The sequence below is a fragment of the Marilutibacter maris genome, from assembly GCF_003233695.1.
GTDB lineage: Bacteria > Pseudomonadota > Gammaproteobacteria > Xanthomonadales > Xanthomonadaceae > Marilutibacter > Marilutibacter maris.
This window is the reverse complement of sequence record NZ_CP029843.1, coordinates 405,606-424,880: the sequence shown is the minus strand read 5'-3', so window position 1 is coordinate 424,880 and position 19,275 is coordinate 405,606. Positions and strand designations below refer to the sequence as shown.

Annotated in this window: 17 protein-coding genes; 1 reads left to right on the top strand and 16 read right to left on the bottom strand. The window is 65.5% G+C overall.

The genetic code is table 11. From position 1 onward, the window contains the following. Window positions 1-264: 264 nt before the first annotated feature. From C9I47_RS01925 to C9I47_RS01850, 16 genes are all read right to left on the bottom strand, one after another. Window positions 265-1,404, bottom strand: a complete 1,140-nt coding sequence (locus tag C9I47_RS01925; protein WP_111265235.1) for a lipase family protein — start codon at window positions 1,402-1,404, stop codon at window positions 265-267. Continuing rightward, the gene (locus C9I47_RS01920; protein WP_111265234.1) at window positions 1,401-2,033 is read right to left on the bottom strand and encodes a hypothetical protein; all 633 of its coding nucleotides are present in this window, start codon (window positions 2,031-2,033) and stop codon (window positions 1,401-1,403) included. The genes C9I47_RS01925 and C9I47_RS01920 overlap by 4 nt, the downstream gene beginning before the upstream one ends. A gap of 163 nt (window positions 2,034-2,196) precedes the next feature. After that, the gene (locus tag C9I47_RS01915; RefSeq protein WP_111265233.1) at window positions 2,197-3,882 is read right to left on the bottom strand and encodes a peptidoglycan-binding protein; all 1,686 of its coding nucleotides are present in this window, start codon (window positions 3,880-3,882) and stop codon (window positions 2,197-2,199) included. Between the two features lie 102 nt (window positions 3,883-3,984). Next, window positions 3,985-4,758 carry a hypothetical protein gene (locus tag C9I47_RS01910; RefSeq protein WP_111265232.1) on the bottom strand — a complete coding sequence of 258 codons (774 nt, stop codon included), beginning with the start codon at window positions 4,756-4,758 and terminating at the stop codon, window positions 3,985-3,987. 879 nt (window positions 4,759-5,637) lie between these two features. Continuing rightward, window positions 5,638-6,177 carry a DUF4189 domain-containing protein gene (locus C9I47_RS01905; RefSeq protein ID WP_190238574.1) on the bottom strand — a complete coding sequence of 180 codons (540 nt, stop codon included), beginning with the start codon at window positions 6,175-6,177 and terminating at the stop codon, window positions 5,638-5,640. Window positions 6,178-6,294: 117 nt separating this feature from the next. Next, the gene (locus C9I47_RS01900; protein WP_111265230.1) at window positions 6,295-7,515 is read right to left on the bottom strand and encodes a type IV secretion system protein; all 1,221 of its coding nucleotides are present in this window, start codon (window positions 7,513-7,515) and stop codon (window positions 6,295-6,297) included. 80 nt (window positions 7,516-7,595) lie between these two features. Continuing rightward, on the bottom strand, window positions 7,596-8,387 hold the full coding sequence (locus tag C9I47_RS01895) for a hypothetical protein (RefSeq protein WP_145985399.1): 792 nt from the start codon (window positions 8,385-8,387) through the stop codon (window positions 7,596-7,598). Between the two features lie 65 nt (window positions 8,388-8,452). Continuing rightward, a complete protein-coding gene (locus tag C9I47_RS01890) occupies window positions 8,453-10,918 on the bottom strand; it encodes a VirB4 family type IV secretion/conjugal transfer ATPase (RefSeq protein ID WP_111265228.1) in 2,466 nt (821 codons plus the stop codon). Between the two features lie 10 nt (window positions 10,919-10,928). Further along, window positions 10,929-11,249, bottom strand: coding sequence for a type IV secretion system protein VirB3 (locus C9I47_RS01885; protein ID WP_111265227.1), 321 nt, complete (start codon window positions 11,247-11,249; stop codon window positions 10,929-10,931). Then, window positions 11,249-11,623, bottom strand: coding sequence for a TrbC/VirB2 family protein (locus C9I47_RS01880; protein ID WP_223250235.1), 375 nt, complete (start codon window positions 11,621-11,623; stop codon window positions 11,249-11,251). Before C9I47_RS01880 ends, C9I47_RS01885 begins: the two co-directional genes overlap by 1 nt. Window positions 11,624-11,703: 80 nt before the next feature. Continuing rightward, window positions 11,704-12,579 carry a lytic transglycosylase domain-containing protein gene (locus C9I47_RS18135; protein ID WP_190238645.1) on the bottom strand — a complete coding sequence of 292 codons (876 nt, stop codon included), beginning with the start codon at window positions 12,577-12,579 and terminating at the stop codon, window positions 11,704-11,706. Window positions 12,580-12,750: 171 nt separating this feature from the next. Next, the gene (gene virB11 / locus C9I47_RS01870) at window positions 12,751-13,803 is read right to left on the bottom strand and encodes a P-type DNA transfer ATPase VirB11 (RefSeq protein ID WP_111265224.1); all 1,053 of its coding nucleotides are present in this window, start codon (window positions 13,801-13,803) and stop codon (window positions 12,751-12,753) included. 13 nt (window positions 13,804-13,816) lie between these two features. Next, window positions 13,817-14,968 carry a TrbI/VirB10 family protein gene (locus C9I47_RS01865; protein ID WP_111265223.1) on the bottom strand — a complete coding sequence of 384 codons (1,152 nt, stop codon included), beginning with the start codon at window positions 14,966-14,968 and terminating at the stop codon, window positions 13,817-13,819. After that, on the bottom strand, window positions 14,965-15,735 hold the full coding sequence (locus C9I47_RS01860; protein WP_111265222.1) for a TrbG/VirB9 family P-type conjugative transfer protein: 771 nt from the start codon (window positions 15,733-15,735) through the stop codon (window positions 14,965-14,967). The genes C9I47_RS01865 and C9I47_RS01860 overlap by 4 nt, the downstream gene beginning before the upstream one ends. Beyond that, a complete protein-coding gene (locus tag C9I47_RS01855; protein WP_111265221.1) occupies window positions 15,732-16,685 on the bottom strand; it encodes a virB8 family protein in 954 nt (317 codons plus the stop codon). The genes C9I47_RS01860 and C9I47_RS01855 overlap by 4 nt, the downstream gene beginning before the upstream one ends. Before the next feature lie 12 nt (window positions 16,686-16,697). Next, window positions 16,698-17,129, bottom strand: coding sequence for a hypothetical protein (locus tag C9I47_RS01850; protein ID WP_223250234.1), 432 nt, complete (start codon window positions 17,127-17,129; stop codon window positions 16,698-16,700). Window positions 17,130-17,673: 544 nt separating this feature from the next. Here C9I47_RS01850 and C9I47_RS01845 point away from each other — a divergent pair. Beyond that, window positions 17,674-19,209: a FimV/HubP family polar landmark protein gene (locus C9I47_RS01845; RefSeq protein ID WP_111265220.1), complete on the top strand. Its 1,536-nt coding sequence runs from the start codon at window positions 17,674-17,676 to the stop codon at window positions 19,207-19,209. The last annotated feature ends 66 nt before the right edge of the window (window positions 19,210-19,275 follow it).

The window sequence follows — 19,275 nt, the reverse complement described above, 5'->3', positions numbered from 1 at the left end:
TACGCGGTTTGACGTCATCGCGGCGATGATCAGTGTGCGACGCCTCGCGACAACGATGATGACAGGCTGGATCCGATCCCCGGATCGGACCCAGTCACGAGCGACAGGATTGTTTGTTGGACCGCTTTGCTGGACTGCATCACAAGCAGCTCCCCCCAACGTTTCGAACTGCGCGTCGCCCTGTCAACGCGTCGCAAGTCCCCTCCCCTCACATCCTGTGGACCACCCCCTCCATGGGCCAACGATGCCACCGATCGATGACGATCAGCGCTCCATCTCGATCTGCGGCGGCTGACGGTTCTGCTGCTGCGCGAACATCGTTTCCTGTTCCCGCGCCGGCTCCATCCGCTCACGATGCGCGGCCACTTCGCGATCCCAGGCCTCCCGGCTCGCCGGATCGACCTCGCCGGAGAGCAGTTTGTCCAGGCGCGAATGCGCGTCGGCGGCGGAACCGCGCTCGCGCTCCTCGCGCGCGGCTGGCTCGCCCGCCGGAACCGGGCCGCGCAACCAGTCGATGCCATCCTGCACGACGCCAGCGGGACCGCGGCTGATGGTGGTGATGCCACTGCGCAGGCCTTCGATGTCGCCACGGTAGTCGCCAATCATCCGCTCGTGCTCGCCGGCCAACCGGCGTGCCTCGGGATCGCGCAGGCTCGACACGTCGGCGCGGCCATCGCCGTCCACGTTCAGGAAGTGGTGCATGCTGTGGGCGCCGAACGAGCGCCCGGCCGCCACCACCGGCATGTCGTTGACCAACATGTCGACGAAGCGGTTGTCGTGATAGCCGCTGGTATGCAGGCGATCGATCTCCTCCGCCTGCGCGTAGACCCGCACCTCGCCGTAGTGCGGGCTGGCCGCGCTGACCGGGTCGGTCGCCATCACGTGGTTGAGGACACGCTCGCCGCCCTCGGGGATGCGGCGGTCGAGGCTGGCCGCGCCATAGGCATTGAAGGTCTCGCCGCGCAGGTCGAAATGGTGCGCGCTGACCTGGGCCAGGGTGCCGCCCAGCGAATGGCCGGTGACGCTGACCTCGGAAGCGTGGCCGTAGCGCTCGATCATCTCCGGGTCGCTCGCGTACTCACGGGCCCGGCGGGTAAGGCCGATCGCGTCGTCGATCTGGGCGTTGTAGCGCGACACCACCATGCCGGCGTCGGTCAGGCCGTCCTTGAGCGGTTCGCGATCGAACTCGGTACCGCGGTGGGCGACGACGATCTCGCCGCTGTCCATGCGTTGATAGATCGTGCCCTGATAGCCGTTGTCCGGGTTGTCGACGTGCTCAAGGATCTTGTAATCGACGCCCTCGATCTCGACCACCGCGCGGCGTGCGGCCAGCTGGCCCATGTCGCCCGCGCTGTCGTAGGTATGACTGGCCAGGTTGGCGTACTGCTGGCTCGGAATCGTCATGGTGTCACCGCCTCCTGCGGAATGAGGGTGATCGTGAACAGATCACCGTCCTTCAGATACGAAGCCATCTTCGAACGGTCCGGCTGACCGGAGCTGGTGGGTTGCTCCAGCTTGGTCTCGGGGTGCCGCGGATAGCTGTTTCTGGTGTAGTAGATGGTCTTTTCCCGCCCCGCGGCCAGTTCCTCGTCGAACATGTCGGCCATGAACAGGGTTTCGTTCCCGGCACCGGTCGCCTTCAGCTGCACCTGCACGTTGAGCAGCTTCCAGTGGCAGACGCCGCGACCGTGGTAGTCCTCGTCGACCATGCCGTCGGTGAACACCGTCGCCTCGTAATCGCCGTCGGGCTGGCGCACCAGCTCGAACGGAATCATCCGCATCGGCACCGGCGAGGCGTGTCCGCCCGGGTTGTCCTTCGGAGGCGGCAGGCACTCGGTGTTGTCGACGTTGAACTGCATCGAGCCGTGCACCCAGCCGAACTCCCCGGGGGCGTTGCCGATCCGCATCGTCAGGCGACGGGTGTGCTGCGGACTGGGGTTCTCCCGGTACACGGGCTGGTTGTCCAGCTGGTTGTCCCGCTGGCTGCCCAGCTGGCTCTCCGACGGGTTGTCGGGCTTGGCTTCGTCGCTCATGGATGCACTGCACGCGGCCGTGGATGACAGAAGAAGGACCGACAGCGCCGCCGCCCATCGCCCCCTCCACAACACGTTGTTCGCAGCCTCCGCCCCCGCCGCTTGCGCGAGCGGGGACGTCCGGTCCATCGACGGTTTCATGGCGCCTGCCATCGGGTCCCGGTCAACGGCCCTGGTTCAACTGGGCCTGCTGCTCGGCCGCCTGCCGCTGCTGCGCGTCCTGCTCCTGACGCGCCGCTTCCTCGGGCTGACGGTGCGCGGCGACTTCGCGATTCCAGGCCTCCTGCGCGGCGGGGTCGACCTGACCCGCCATCAGACGGTCCAGGCGCGAACCGGCATCCGCCGCGGGCGCGGCGACCTCGGCACGCTCAGCGGCCCTGGCCTCCAGCTGGCGCTCCAGCGACTCGATGGTCCTGGGACCGGCGACGCCATCGACGCTCAGGCCGTTGTCGCGCTGGAACGCGCGCAAGGCGTGATCGGTATTGGCGCCGAAGTCTCCGTCCAGAGCGAGCGCACGGCCATTGCGACCGGCATAGCCCAGCTCATGCAGGCTCTCCTGGAGCCGGCGGACCTGCTCGCCGCGGTCGCCGTCGCGCAGCAGCGCGCCCGGGTCCGGCGCACGCACGCCGGTTTCCGGAGCGGCCCGGTCCGGCGCCTGCGCGTGTTCCTGCAGCAGCTCGCGCGCCTCCAGCAGCGGGTCGCTGGCGAACAGCCTGACGCCGCGCGCCTGCTTGCCGGCCAGGTAGTCGTCCAGCGGCGACAGCTCCACGCCTTCGCCGCCACGCGACTGGCTGGCCATCAGCTCACCGGTGTCCGGATCGCGCACGACCATCACGATGTGGTCGATGCCGTTGAAGCGACCCGCGTCCCAGCCCTTGGCGCCATTGTCCTCGCCAATGACCATGCCTTCCCTCAGCGCGCCGAGATTGACCTCGTCGCCCTGGAGCAGGATGCCGGAACGCTCCTCGGCCTTCTCGACGATCCTGGCGGCGGAGTCGTAGCCGGGGCTGAAGCGGTCCTCGCGGCTGAACACCTCGCGACCGGCCTGACCGTTGATCTCGTCCATGGTCGCGTTCTGCATGGCCACGACCCAGCCCGAGCAGTCGACCCGGCCGCTGTCGGGGTTCTTGTCGCCGAACCCGTACTGCACGTGGTCGTAGCGCAGGCTCATCGCGTGCGCCGCTTCCAGCGCGATGCCGGCGGCGGCCGGCTCCGGCTCGGGGGCGCGCTCGGCCGGCGGCGTCTGGGTGACCGCCTCGATCCCCATCTCGGGGATCCGCACGCGGTCGAACTTGGTGTCCCAGTACTCGACGAAGGTGCTGGCCATGTCGCGATCGGACATCCGCCGGAACTCGTCGTAGCTGTGCCCGGTGATCGCCTCGATGTCGCTGCGGGCGACATTGTTGAGCAGGTTGGCACGGGTGCCCTGCAGCCTGAACTCGCCGGTCTCGATCGCCTGCTGTATCGAACGGTAGCCGCCTGCGCCCTGCTGGTGGGCCATGTACATGTCCAGACCGTCGGGCTCGGGGTTGCCCGACAGGAACGGGCGGCCGTCGCGCTCGTGCCGATTCATCAGCGCCTGGCGGTTGTCCATGTACAACTGCGCGGCGGCGTCGGTGTTGGCGACCGCGTCGAACTCGCGGCCGGCAATGCCGTATTGCGCGGCCGTGCCCGGGACGAACTGGAAGAGCCCCTTGGCGCCGGCGGCGCCGCGCGAGGCGTGCTCGTCGAACCGGCCGCCGGTCTCGATGTAGGCGAAGCGCAGGAAGTCGTCGCGGGGAATGCCGCGCTCGTTGGCTTCGCGCTCGATGATGTCCAGGACTTCCTGTCGCGTGTAATCACGATCCATTGACTGCTCCTTGAGAGTGTTGATGCGCGGCACTGCCGCATTGCGTCAACCGGGCGAATCCTTGCGCCTTGTGTTCTCGGTCAACCGGGTGAAACGGTGTAATCACTTGTCCTGCTTCCGATAGGACTTTGCCTCGGCGTCGTAGCCGTACTCGACCACGTCCGACGTGCCGAGCTCCTTGACCTTGCCGGGGCCCTCGATCGCGGTGCCCTCGAGCTCGACCTTCAACGACGGCATCGGATCGCCGTCCCGTGAAACGAACTGCAACTTGCCCAGGCTCTTCACGCACGAGAGGGTGACGCCCTCGTCGTCGCATGCCGCGCTGTTGTCCTCGCCCGTGTACACGTTGCCGACGTAGGTCCAGTGGTGCTCGTCGACCGGCAGTTCCTCCGCCGGGTTGTACACGAACATGTCGAACGACTCGATGCGGACGCCCGACTGCAGCGACCAGGTCGGGACGGCGAGCAGCAGACGCCCGTCCGATGTCTTGAATTCCTGGGCCTCGCGACCCTCATCGACCGCGTTGCCCTTGTCGTAGCCGCCGAACTTGCCGATGTAGGGCTCGGCACCGACGAAGGTCCACGGCTTGGCGCCGCTCTCGTCGGTCAGCTCGAAGGTGGCGTGCGAAAGGGAAACCTCGCTTTCCAGTCCCGGCCCGGCGTCGTCGGAGAAGATCTCCCGGGTGGCGTAGGCGAAGCCGGTGAAATAGTGCTTGCCGCCGAGCTCGAACCGATGGCCATACCAGTAGTTGGCCCACGCACCGTTGGCGATCTCGTAGGACGTCGCGCCGTCGCCGTCCTTCTGATAGATCAGGTACAGGACACTGTCGGGAGTCGGCGGTTCGACAACATGTTCTTGCGTCTTTGCTTTTTCCATTCCTGCAACATCCTGCTCAGTGGGGGAATCGCCGACGGCCTCGTGCGGGGCCGCAACCCCGTCAGCCGGCGGACGTTCCGCGCTGCAGGCCGTCAGAGCGACAGCCAATGCAAGGGGCACCATCAAGGTGAGGGGAAGCCTGGACATGCCTTGTCGCGATTTCATCTCTTCACACTCTCGCATTGATGGAGCGGATCGAAAGCGGTTTCACGGACGGACATATGCACTCCCAGACCCGCTTCCCTATACACACTCATTGTGACCAAAAGCCTGTGGCCCGCCCGACGGGCCCGAATGCGCGTGGACCGCATCCATGGCCACGGACGCGCACTTGGTGACGATACCACCCACGGCAACTGGCAGCATGCACGCAGCGCTCGATATCGCCGGCCTCCGTGTCTCCCGGGACCGGATGGGCTGACGTCTGTCGCACACGGTGCGCCCGGAGCCGTCGCCATGCCCCCGCAACCCCGGGTCGCGGGAGCGTCCGCGCGAAGGATTCGCGAACGGCGGCGCCGCGCCCTTGGGTCGCTTCACCGGCCCACAGGCCGGGGCGAGAGCGGCGAAAGCCGCTGCTGCTGCCGGATCACGGGCTCCGTGGGCAATGCTCGACTGCATGATTCCGATCCTGGATTACAGCTACTACCGCCACCATCACCCGCCGACCGTATCCGTATGGCTACTGCCTGTTACTGGAAGGCTAAATGGCGACAGGCTTTGCATACCTATGAAACTGCCTTACTACAGAGTTCACTACTGTTGCTGACGATACCGATCGTTACTTATATGAACCCGGGCATTAACCGCAAACAGCAACCCAAGCAGCTAAAACCCTTGCATGCCCACGGCATCAGCGCCTCACCCCTAACGCAAACAAGATCAATAGCGATGGAATACCGGCTCAGTACAAGCCGAATAATGAACGCGGCAATTCCTATCTTTCTCTTCGCAATACGAAACACCGAGATCAGAGGCTTCGTCGACTGAACCGGCTCGGGCCGTATTCAGGAATTTTTCGCCAACTACCATCACGGCACATTGATTGTGATAGGCAATATCCACTCTGCAAGCCCCGCCGCCCTTCGCCTCGCAATCAGCCAGCGCAGTCCGCTCAGCCTCTTCCTTGCTGCTGGCGCCAAGCGCCTCTCCAATAACACCCCCGACCGGCGAAGGCGCAATCGCCCCCCAGGTCGTCTCCCACCAGCCCGTAGGCTGCGGCGGGGGCGGCGGCAACTGCTGCTGCATCTGCTGCTGTTGCGTCATGTACCCCATTCGATTTTGCTCAGCCGCGTGGTTCTGGTTCTGGATACGCTGCTGCTGCTGGTGGTACTGGTTGTTGTTCATCTGTGCGTGAGCGCCACCGGAAACCAGCAACCCCATCACCAGCAGCATCTGCAACTTCATATCTCGCAGTTCCATGCTCATCTCCTAACTTGCTCACAGACCACAACTGTCACACGCAGTCGCGTGCATCTATGATCGCGTTGTAAGCATCTCCAACTGAGCGCGGCGTGAACCCGCTATACGCGACTCACGTCATACTGGGTCACGCCGTGGCGAGCCCTGTCGAATCTCCTCTCCTGAAGTTGATCGTCCGGCCAAACTCCCTGTGGAGTGCGTCGGGGTTGACTGGCTTCCAAAATCTCCCGCCATACTGCGGCCACCATCGCCAACACTTCGACCAGTGTTTCCACTTGGCGGTGGCGGCTGATAGCCAGGCGTATAGCCACCGCCGCCGCCGCCACCACCGGAGTACGCGCCCATCTGCGGCGGGCCGGTCTGCAGATGCGCGCCCATCGTGGCGTAGGCCGAGAACTGGCCAAGCGAGCCCTGGAAGAAGTTCGCCGCCATCGGGGGGACGGTGAGCAGCAACAGGGTCAGGATCAGGCCCATGCCGCCCTGCTGCATCGCGCGGCTGCTGTAGCCCATCGACTCGCCGCCCAGCAGCAGCGTGCTGATCGCATCGGAGGCCCACATGCCGGCGGCCACGTCGGTCACCATCTTCAGGGCGATCGAGGTCATTGCCGCCAGCACCGCCATGCTGAACATCGTGCCGATTCCGTACAGCAGCCATCGCTGGAACAGGCTCTTGGTGGCATTGAACAACAGACACAGGATGAAGATCGGCCCCAGGCCGATGAACAGCGCCATCGCGACCTGGTACATCAACAGCAGCGCACCGGCCACCACCGCGGGCCCGCCGGTGCCGAGGCCGATCATCGCGATCGCGCGCTCCTTCTCGTTTCCGGCATCCAGGTCTCCGGCCGACTCCAGCACGTCCAGACTGGACATCGCGACCTGCATCCAGCCCAGATTGCTGTCGATCTCGTCCTCCGGGGAGCCCTCCTCGCCGGTGATCACCCAGTAGATCCCATCCTTCATGTCGGTGGTCACGTAGCGGGTGATCGGCTCGTCGAAGGCGCCGAACGATATGGCCGCGGTGACGATCAGCACCGCGCGCAGGGTGCTGGTCATCATCTGCATCAGCGGCTCGCGCATCTGCCCGGTGAGGACGCGGTAACCCTGCACGAACACCCAGAGCGTCAGCAAGGTCAAGGCGACCAGCTGGACAAGCTCCATCACCCGGCCGATCACGCCATCGCCGAACACCTGGATGTCATGTGCCAGGCGATCCAGGACGTACCGGAAGAATACGTAATCGCCGAAATCGTCGATCAGCGCAATCTTCGGTTGCAGCCAGTCCGACAGTCCCTGCCCAAGCAGACTGATGAATAGTTCGAATCCCTGAAATGTCATTTGCAGTGTTTCCGTCGCAATAGCCGATATCGGCGCGAAGGCGTCCCAGCCTGTCTATCGAGTCTTTCCCTTGGAGGGCCTTAGTCGCACTGACCGCCGCCGCACAGCGCCTGACGCATCGTCACCACGCTGGCGACCTTGGCGGGCAGTCCGGACTGGCCTCGCATGGCCGCGCGCGTCAGCGTGCCCGATGCCCGCTCCACCGCGGCGATGTAGGTGGTGTAGGCCCTCATCCGAGCCTCGTAGCGCTCATTGGCCTCGCTCATGTCCGCGTCGACCTTCTGAAGCTTGGCGAAGTAACTGCCCATGTCGCCCTGGGTCTTGCCGCTGCCAACGAACTTGTCGCCGGCGGATTCCAGCTCGCCCTGCATTTTCGGCATGACTTCCTGCAGATACTCGACCGTCTCGTTGTACTGCCTGTTGCGCATCATCTGCGCGCCTTCGCACAGCTTGTATCGCTGCTGGTACACGTCGCCCCGGAGGTCGACCTGGAACACCTGCCCGAGCATCCCGCCGACGCCGCCGCCATAGGCCGGGCCGCAGCGCTCTTCCACGTACTCGCGCTCGTCCACCTTCTGCATCTCGACGCCTTCTGGCAGGCCGAACGTCGCCCTCATGCTTCCGACCGAGGAAAGCAGGCTGTCGTACTGCTGCTGGAACTGCCGGGCTTCCTTGATCCACTGCTGCCCCTGCTCGCCCCAACGACCGGCCTCCTTGACGAACTCAGTGATCTGTCCGGCGATCTGGGTCGGATCGATCACCGGAATTCCGGCCAGGGCATTGCCCGATGCCAGCAGTCCGCCCAATGCCAGAGCCAACATGGCGTGCCGCTGCTTGCCGTTATTCCGACGGAACTGAGATGTGCTCTTCATGGCCGTGCTCCCTGGATATCCTGATGTTGGGGTGATGCTGCTCTTGTCGTGAAAAAACCTGCGGATCATGCCGTCGCTCCCATGGGCGAGCGGCCTTCGGTCCTGGTGCCGCCCTTGCCCGACCCCTTGCGGTTGTCGTAGAAATCCTGGAGCCACTGCTCCGGGGTCAGCTCGTCCGGCGTGGTGTGGTGGAAGCGCGCCTTTCGGTCCAGCACGCTGTGCAGAATGTCGATGTTGTCGGTGCTGGCGGAAATCACCGCCAGCGCGTCGTCCATGCCGCGCAGATTGAGCTGGCACACGGTGGCGCCGTGTCCCTGCTTGACCAGGAAGCAGCGGCTGCGCTCGTCCAGCCCCTTGATGACCTGGAACTCGGCCTCGGTCAGCTTCAGACCGTCGATGTAGTCCTCGCGGCTGGCATTGGGGTTGGGCAGCAGGATCATCGTCGCGGTCTGCTCGATCAGGGCCGCGGCGATATCGCTCTTGAGCGCGTCTTCCGGGCTCTGGGTCGCGAAGATGCCCAGGCCGTTCTGCTTTCGGATGGTCTTCTGCTTGTTCTTGGCGAACTCCTTGAGTCCGCCGGCACCATCGAGGATCTTCCAGAACTCGTCCATGACGTAGATCAGGCGGCGTCCGTCGATCAGCTCCTCGAGCCGGTGCAGCAGATAGTTGATCACCGGCACCCGGACCTCGGGATTGTCGATGATGTCGGTGTAGTCGAAGCCGATGATGTTGGCCTTCTGCAGGTCGATGACATCGGCGGGATTGTCGAACACCCAACCCAGCGAGTTTCCGGCGGTCCATTTGCGCAGGCGCGCGAACAGCCCGTCGTCGCCCATGTTGGGCAGGCTCTTCTGGAAGTTGGTCATCGAGCGCAGGTGCATCGGCGTATCGAGCATGCTCTCGACGGCGCGGTAGATGTCCTCGTCCTCGCGGGCGGTGTACTCGCGCTTGGCGGCCAGCACCTTGATCAGGTCGGCGAGGAACTGCACGTTGGCCTCGGTGCGCTCGCACTGGAACGGATTGAAGCCGGTCGGCTGGCCGTTCTCCAGCGCCAGATAGTTGCCGCCGCAGGCGCGCACGAAGATCTCCGCGCCGCGGTCCTTGTCGAAGAAGAAGATGGTCGGCGACGGATCCAGCTTCTGCACCTGGCTGAGCAGGAAGTTGATCAGCGCGGTCTTACCGGTACCGGACTTGCCGATCACCATGGTGTTCGCGATCGCCTTCTCGCCGAAGGAATTCTCGGAGGGATGGGTCGCATGGAAGTTGAAATAGTAGGGCTGGCCGTTGGTGGCCTGGAGCACGGTGACGCAATCGCCCCACGGGTTCTGGTCCTTCTTGCCGGCACTGAAGTTGTGCAGCGGGCTCAAGCCGAGGAAGTTCAGCGAGCTGAGGTTGGCCAGACGGGTGCGGTATTTCCAGTTGCCCGGCAGCTGCGAGTAGAACGAGGCGGTGATCGCCCAGTCCTCCTTCGCGGACACGAAGCCGGCGTTGGACAGCTCGGCGCGCGTGGACGCCAGTTGCCGCCCAAGCGTTTCCTGGCTGTCGGCATAGATGGCCATGATGAAGTGGTACTCGCCCAGCACGAAGTTGCCCGAGGCCAGCTGGTCCATCGCCATGTCCAACTCGGCGATCTGGCTGACCGCCTTGTCGCCGGAGGAGATCATCATGCCCTTGGTGCGGTCGAGCACCTTGAGCGCGTCCTGGCGGCCCATCGGGCTGAAGGAATGGCTGATGACGTACTCGAAGTCGAGATACTTCAGCCCGTTCATGATGCCCGGGTAGGTGCCGTCCGGATATTCCTTGATGTTCAGGATGGCGCCGTACTGGCTCTTGCCGCTCGGCGGGGTGACCACGTAGTCGCCAGTCTTCACCGAGAACATGTGGCGGCTGACCGGCAGATACTCCGGCACCGGCGCCGACAGCACCGGCACCGGCTCGTCGATGCGGTTGAGCAGATAGCCGAACAGCTCCAGGGTCTCGGAGAACACCACCCCGTTGTCGGCCTCGTACATGCCCAGGCGGCGCGGCGCATATTCCTTCAGCACCGCCTCGACGTTGCCGGCCAGCTCCAACAGCTTGGTCACGGCCTGGTCCTGCTCGGCCTGCAAGCGCTGCACGTCGGAACTCTTTTCCATGAATCGCTTGCTGCCGCCCACGACCGGCTTGTAGAGCATGGTCAGGTACAGCTCGTTGACCATGATCTTCTGCGCCGACAACGCGCCGTAGTACTCGTCCGACATCTGCTGGTTGAACACCTGCTTGAACTTGCTGTCGGACCTGATCCTGCGCCTGCGGCGGATGTCGTGCACCCAGAACGCCACGTTGACGTAGTCGGGCGCGCGCAACGTCTGCAGCATGCGGTTGAACACGTTGTGCCGATGTTCGATTTCCCATTCGTCGCGACCGACGAAGGGCAGGCCGCCCAGATTCCAGCTCAACAAGTAGTCGCCCCCGGTGGTCTTGACCACCGAAGGCGACACATGGCTGGAGAATGGAATGAACTCGCTGATGGGCGTGTCTGGACTGAACATACAGCTCTACCTATCGGATCCCACGGATATCCAGCGTCTGCTGATCACGGGACGGGTTTGGCGTGCAGACCCACATGCCGTCGTGTTCGCGAATATTGCGCACACGGGTCCGCACCTGCAGCCGCAGTCCCAGCAGGCGGAAGATCATCTCGTCGCGCCGGGTCAACTGACGCATGACGAAAATCGCCACCGGAATCATGATCAGCACGAACAGATTGGTGTACATGGCCAACAGCAGAAACCCGCCCGCCACGATGAAGAACGGGACGTAGGGCACGCCCAGGAACATGGGCGGACGGGTACAGCCGCGGAACAGTACGTTCTTCTGCATTAGCTGATGAAGTACTGCGCCTGCTGGACCAGCATCGTGGTGCCGGCGGCACCGCACTCGCCGTACTCGTCGCCGAGGATCCAACCGGCCAGCTGACCCGCGCCGCCGATCAGCAGGGCGCCGATCAGGATCGTGGAGACGTCGCTGAGGCGCTTGTGGGCGAAGGCGATCTGGTAGCCGGCGAAGATGATGGCAATGGTCACCACCGCGATGGAGGCGATGCCGAGCAGACCAACGATCTGGTCGAGGAAGCCGCAGGTCTGACCTTCGAAGTCGCGGTCCTGGGCGAGGGCCAGCTCCGGCGCGGCCAGGCAGGCAACGAAAGCGACGGCCATCATCGCGGCCGGTGCCGCCTGCTTGATCTGATGAGTCATTGCATCCAGTTTCATTTTCCTTGCTCCTTACTTTGTGATGGTGACGGTGGTGGTGCTTGACGGGGCCGGACCGGCGTCCGTCAGAAAACGAAGGCCTCGTCCCTGCCTGCGTCCCTGGAGGCGGAGGGGTTGGAGACCGTGGAACCAACTACTGCGGGATTGCCGGCCGCCGCAGCGGCGGCCGATGCGGATTGCTGTGCGGGCATGGGCGCGGGCGCCTGGACCGGCGGAGCGCCGACCAATCGCACTTTCACCGGCGCCGGTTCGGCAGCCTGGGGAGGCACCTGCGCCATGGCGGCGCCGGCCTGCTGCATCGACATCGGCGCCATCGGTGCCGCCTGCGGCTGCATCTGCGGGGCCGCAACAGGGGCCGACTCGGGCATCGCCGACACCGCCATCGGGGACTCCGCCTCGGCGCGCATGCGCCTGGCCAGCAGGGAAGCCGTGCTCGACTCGACCCGCGACGGACGCGACGACGCCTGGGCGCCACTGCGCGCGCCGGCCAGGGCGATCGCCTGGATGCCGGGAGCGTTGCTCACGCCCATCGAGGCCATCACCTTCTGCACGTAGCCGTGCCGGAAACCGGTAACAAAGTTGCCCGAGTAATAGCAGCTGAAGGCCTTGCCCCAATCGCCCCCGGCGCGCTGGTGGCACTCGGCCAGGATACGGGCGCCCGCCTGCAGGTTCGGGCAGGTCTCGAACGCGCGCTCGTAGGTCGACAGGCCGTACTTGGCCAGATTGTAGCGATTGACCTGGGCCAGGCCGACGGAGAAGTTGTAGCCCTTCTCCTCGAGCATGCGCGCGGTCGCCGTGGCCTCGGCCAGGGTCCGCGGCTGGCGTTGCAGCCGGCCTCCGACGACGCCGATCGCGTAGGGATTGAAAGACGACTCGACCTGGACGACGTGTCGCATGACGTCGCCGGGAACCGCCAGGTCCCAACACCCCATCATTTCCATGCCTGGCAACACGCCATCACCTCCTTGTCACCAGGTGCTCGCAAGGCATGCGAACACCCCCCCTAGACTGGTCGACGTGTCCGTGGCCCGGTATCGGGCGTCGCATCCATGCGCACGGACTGGGAGCCAAAATACCATACGTTGGCGTCTTGAAGAATCCCCGCTTGTCGCTCATTGACCCCCTCCCGTCTCCGCCATGGTCCGACGGGGGTCGAAATCGATGCCGGTGATGTAGCGGCGGCCGGCATGCGCCTTGATATGCACCAGGATATCGATGGTCATCATCAGCAGGCGCTTGATCACCGCGAACTCCAGCCCCGAGCCCTCGCTGGAGGCCTTGACCATCAGCGCCAGCTGGTCCCAGGCCTGGGCGGTGCTGCCGGCGTGGCAGCTGGTGATCGAACCCGGATGGCCGGACGCGCAGTTGCGGATGAAGTAGAACGACTCGTCGCCGCGCAGCTCGGCCAGGATGATCCGGTCCGGCTTCATGCGCAGGCAGGCCTCCATGCAGCTCTTGGCGGTGACGTTGCTGGCGCTCTGGCCGCCCTTCGAGTACAGCAGGTGGACCACGTTGGGCTGCTGGATGAACAGCTCGCGGGCGTCCTCGATGGTGACCAGGCGCTCGCTGTCGGGAATATGGTTGACCAGCGACTTCATGAAGGTGGTCTTGCCGCTGCCGGTCGCCCCGGCCACCACCACGTTCTTGTGGTAGACCACCGCCTTGCGGAAGAACTCGGCGTAGTTGCGCGCATCGCGCAGCTCCAGCAGCTCGCGGTCGTGATCGCTGATCTCGCCGTTCTGTTCGAGGATCTCGCCGAAGAAGCCGTCGCGCTCGTACTGGTCCAGCGACTTGCTGAACTTGGCCGGCAGACGGATCGTGATCGAGACCTTGCCGCTGTCGCAGGCCGGCGGAATCACGAACTGGGCGCGCTGACCGGTCGGAAAGGTCAGCGACACCATCGGGTCGGCGTCGGTGATGCGCTGACCGGTATTGCTCTCGTTGACGACCGCGGTACAGAACTGGCGCGCGCGCTCAAAGGTCAGCGACGGCACCTCGATCCGCTGCCAGCCGGCGCTGGCGGTTTCCAGATACAGCTCGCCGGGCGAGTTGATGCATATCTCGGTGACGTCGGACGAGCGCAGGTACTCGCCAATCCCGAGCACCTGGTACTGGTACTCGAGAAAGTCGTTGGAAACCGCTACCGGAGCGCTGCCGTTATCCATAGCGATCGGCCGTTCAACGCAGCACGGCCGAGAAGTCGACGTCCTGGGCGACGTAGACGTTGACGATCTCGCCCTGGTTGATGGTGACCGTCGGCGAACGCGCCATGCTCTTGTCCAGCGCCGCGTTCGCCAACCGCTCCATCGTCTTGGCGGTATTGCTCTCGTAGGGGCTCTGCACCACGGTCCCGTTGCTGATGTCGACCTGCTGCGGCCCGTGCTTGGCACCGGCGTACTTGAAGGCATCGCTGATCATGCTGATCAACAGGGCCGAGGTGATCCGCTGGGGCCAGTGGGCATCGTAGTGCCCGGGGTGCCCGGAACTGCCGAGATTGTCGACGCCCGGGCTGCTCATGTTGATGTCGAGCCCGTTGGGCGTGGTGATGCGGTCCCACACCACCGCCACGCGCTCACCGCCCACCGCGCCGGAGCCATAGGAACCCAGGACCTTGGAGCCCTTGGGCAGCAGCAGGCGCCGGCCGTTGATGGAGTACACCGGCTCGGTCACGATGCAGGAAGTGAAACCTGGAACATCGGTCACCACCCGAGTTTCCAGCACGCAGCGGATATAGGTGCCGCGAACCAGCAGGGTGTCCGGCTTGTAGAGCGGCTGCGCGCTGGCCGGAGCCCGGCGCATGCGACTGGCCGGATCGTCGTTCGACAACGCGTCCAGATTGGGCATCTCCGGCGGCGTGGTGGTGAGATCGCTCACCCCACCCTGCTCAAGGCCCTGAAGCCGGCGTTCGAGCAGGGTCGGCCCGCGCGGGCCGGCGGGCTGGGCGGCCACCGGCGGCGGCGCCTCGGGCGGCATCGGAAGCTCGGCCAGCGGCACCGGCTGCACCGGCTCTTCCGGCGGAAGCTGCGGCAGCGCCACCTCGGTCGGGGCATCCGGGATCACCACCTGCTCCTCCTTCGGAGGCTGCCTGCGGTCGGAGTCGTCGCCGCCGAACATGCCGCGCGCAAGCCAGATCGCGGTCACCATCAGCAGGCCGACGATGCCGGCGAGGTACATGAGCGCCTTGCGATTCAGGCGCTGGGCGTCGTCGGCCTTGAGCTGCGGCGCGCCCATGTCGAGGTCGGGCGCCCGCTCCTGCCAGCTGGCGGAGTACGGATTTGCCTGCGGGTCCTGCCCCTGACCGGGGGGATTGTTCGGCGTGTTCTGACTCACTTTTGCTGCCTCCTGCGCAGGCCGACGGCGTTCTTACCGTGGCGGATCACCAGGTAGGGATAGGTGCCGTGAACGACGATGGTGTTGCCTTCGACGGTGGTGTTGACGATGAAGTCGTCGCTGTGCTCGCGCTCGCGGCCGAAGATGGCCGGGAAGTTGCCGGTCGGGAACTCGGCCAGATCGCTCATCCGCACGTAGGTGAAGCGGCCGTCGTCGTAGACCGTCGTCGGCACCAGCCACTTCGGCGCCCGCCTCGGCGCGGAAAATTCGTAGTTGAAGTGATAGCCGCGGTCCGGATCGATCTGCGTCTCGATCTCCGTATCCGGCTCTTCGACCACCGCCGCGGCGGCGGCGAACTCGGTGCTGCCCGGATAGACGAATTTGATCTTGTACTGGACGCCGGCGGACTTGGCCTGCTCCAGCGCGCGCCAATCGGTGGCGACCACCTTCAACTCGAAGATGTACGAATTGGTCGCGGTGCGCACCATCATGTTGGTGTCGACATCGACGTTCTTGGGGCGCAGATAGAACACATTGCCGCGCCGGGTCAGGTCCCAGCCGCTGCTGAAGCCGGTGCTGTAGTCCTGGATCTGCTCGTGCGGGCTCAGTTCGATCTGGGTGGTGATGCCCAGGCCGGTGCGCACGGGATAGATGCGGTCCGGCTCGTACTCATACTCCTGCACGGCCTGCGCGCGGGCGGTCGAGGCCACGCACACCAGGGCCAGGACGAGGCCAAAACACGAAAGCAGCTTGCTCGGATGATTCATCGGATATTGGCTCCATCGGCAGGATCGGCCTCGGCGGGAACGTTTGCCGGCAGCGCTCCATCGGGATTGGCTGGCATCTGGCCGTCGACCGCACTGGCGGACGGCGGGGAAGCCCCAGGGGTCATCGCATCGCCGCCCTCGGCGCCGGGCTGCACCGACTGCTGCAGCCGCTGCCGCAGCTCGTCAGGCGACGGGAACGCGGGCTCCGGAGGCAACGCCTCGGCGAAGTCGTTCTCGACACGGTATTCGGTGACCTGGAAGCCGAGCGGATTGAGCAGGCGATCGCGCTCGCTGAGCTTCAGGTTGGGCTTGTAGCTGAACTCCAGCGTGGCGATCTTGCCGGTGCGGTCGAGCAGGGTGAACTGCCCGGTGGTCTTGTCGTACAGGCTGCGCTGGAAGCGCACCGTCGCCCCCGTGTAGGGCTTGCCGCCGCCACCGCCCAGCAGGTGGATGCTGACGATGCGCACATGGACGGCCTTGGTGGCGCCGTACACGGCGGAAGGCCGCTGCGGATTCTTCGACGAATAGATGGCCCGGTACGCGGGCGCGACCCGCTCTCCGGCCATCGAGAACACCGTGTACCAGTTGCGGTCGCCGATCAGGCCCGAATCGTAGGACTCGCGCGCCAGCACGAACTGGGAGACGTTGCTCTTGTTGACCGCTTCCTGGGTGGTGATGCTGTTGTTGCCGAAATTGCCCTGCAGGCGCGCCACGGTCGCGGTACCCGTGTAGGGATCGGCCATGACCAGATACGGCACTTTTTCCTTGAGCGGCAGGAACACGAAATAACCGCCGGCCAGGATCAGCGACATCACGATCGCGCACCAGGCCACCAGCCATGCCCGGCGCTGGCTGCGGCGGGCGATATCGGCCACGGTCAATTCATAGTTGACCGCCTGGGCGACCGCCTGGTCGATCTGGGGCGACGACGTCTTCTTGCTTCCGAACATGGCGCGCCCCGATCAGTTCCCGGCATCGACCGGCGCCATGGCGGCGCCACGGACGACAATCTGATTGTTTTCGAGGGCGATGACCACGCCCTGCGCGGCGTAGGCGTCGCTCAGCGCGCCCAGCGCGGCCTGCAAGTCGGTGGTGTGGATGTCGGCGACAGGCTCGTACAGGGTGTAGTCGTTTTCATGCAGGTACGACAAACTCACCTTCCTGTCGCGCGCCCACCGGCTCAGCATGTTCTTGAGCGTGCCGTCGGCGGGCGATGCCTGGAACAGGTAGGTCGGCTGCAGCGGAATCGCCTCCGGCGCCTCGGCAAAGCCGTTGACCGGCTTCCAGCGGCCCCGGACACCGGGCGCATCGGGAGTACCACAGCCGGCCAGCACGGCCAGCAGCGCAATTGCGACGAGGATGCGGCGTACCACGAAAGAAACAGGGAAGTTCACGGCGTCACTCTTCGGCTGAAATGCAAACGGAGGCCACCCGCGCGCACCCTGCGGCGCGCACGGACATGGCGGACACGAACGACTCCAGGGCGCCAACGGGCCCTGCAGGCAAGCGGGATCGGGGAGCGTGCGAGGAAGGCCACGCAGCAGCGGAATCAATCCGATTACAAAGGGCAAAGCGCCGCTTCGCGAGGCGCGTAGCCCGTTCCATGGCCGCCATGTCCTTCCGTTCCCCCTGTTACAACAATCCTTCAAACGCATACTTCGATGAGGGCCCGGAACAACTCGTCCGAATCGCTTCGGAGCATTGCATCAACATGCCATTTCATCGAACCATTTCCACCCACGTTAGAGGTGGGCTTTTTTAAGGTACCGGTGTTCGCGACAACTCGTCAAGCCACGTCCGCCCCCGTATGCTTGGGACGGCCGACACTCGCTGGAACCGACTTCCGGCCGCAAATAAAGTGATTGATGTCACATTTATTCACCACTTGCCGCTAGACCAAACTTCATAACGGTGCACGGATTGCGTTACAGGATATGGATGCTGCTGGGACTGATGCTGGCTTCGCCGGCACAGGCACTGGATATCGAGCCGATCCGGATCCGCTCGGCCCAGGGTCAGCCCCTGCTGGCCGAGATCCCGATCGAGGCCACACCGGAGGAGCTGCGCGGCTTGCGTGCGGAACTGGCGCCCGCGGTGGTGTTCGCGCGGGTCGGGCTGACCCGGCCGCAAGGCGCGGTCGCCGGCCTGCGCTTCGCCGTGATCGACTCCGCGCGCGCGCCGGTGATCCGGGTCACCACCGCCGCACCGGTGGAGGAGACCTTCTTCACTTTCCTGGTCCAGCTCGAATGGGACTCGGGACAGATGATCCGCGAGTTCTCGGTGGCGCTGCAGGATCCCGCCTCGATGCCGGTGGCGGAACCGCCGGCGATCGCGCTTCCGGAAACCGGGCCCACCATTGCCGTGGGCCCCGACCCCGCAGCCGTCGAACCGGTCGCGCCCATCGAGCTGGCGATGCCGGCGACGGAAGCGGCCCCGATCGAACTGGCGGTGACGCCGCCTGCGCCGAAGCCGCGCCCGATACCGCCGCCGGCGCCCGAGCGCGCGCAGGCCGCGGCAATCCCGCTGCAGTCGCCCCGGCCACGCCCCGAACCGGAACCGGAACCGAAACCCGTACCGGAGGCCACGCCGGCCCGCCCTGCTTCCGAGCCGGCACCGACGGTGGCGGCACGCCCGCCCCGGCCCGAAGCGCCGGCGGAAGCCAGACCGGCGCAGCCCAAGACCGCTACTCCCGTGGTCCGGGGCGGGCAGCGCTATGGCCCGGTCAAGTCCGGCGAGGCGCTGGCTCGGATTGCCGCGCGCATCGACGGCGGCGGCGCCCACCACGAACAGGCGCTCGCCGCGCTGCTGGTCGCCAACCCCGACGCCTTCATCGGCGGCAACATCAATCGCCTCAAGCGCGGCGCGGTGCTGCGGCTGCCGTCGCAATCCGAACTCACCGCGATCGGGCCCGCGCACGCCCGCCGACTCGTGCACCTGCAGATCCAGGCCTGGAACCAGGGCGCGGACTCGGTCGACGCCTCGGAGATGAGCGCGGCGCTGGCCGCGGTCGAATCCGACATCGCCGCCAGTGCCGCGGCAGCGGAGCGTCCGGCCGGACCCGGTCGCCTCGAGATCATGCCGGCGCAGGAGCCGGCCCCGCCCGACCCCTCCGCGGAGACGAGCCCACCCGGCGCGACCGCGGGACATGCCGCTGGCGCGACCGAGGACACCATCGCCAGCCGCGAGGTCGAGATCGAGCACCTGCGCCAACGCGTCGCCCAGCTGGAAGGATCCAACGAGGAGATGAAGCAGGTGATCGCGATCCAGGACGAGGCGCTGGCCAAGGCCCAGGAACGCCTTTCCCGCAACGGCGGCGACGGCATCGTGGCGGCGGGCTCCCCGTGGTCCTGGGCGGGACTGGCCGGGCTGTTGCTGGCGGGCCTGGCGATCGTGCTGAAATATCGTCGTGGCAGAGTGTCGACCGGTAGCGGTTCGGCGGCGGGCAATCGCCGACCGCGCTGGCACCGGCCTTGACTGCCGCCGAATCGGAGTGCTAGACGATGCATGTCGTCGCGCCGCAAGAGGGTGAGGCTTGCGCTG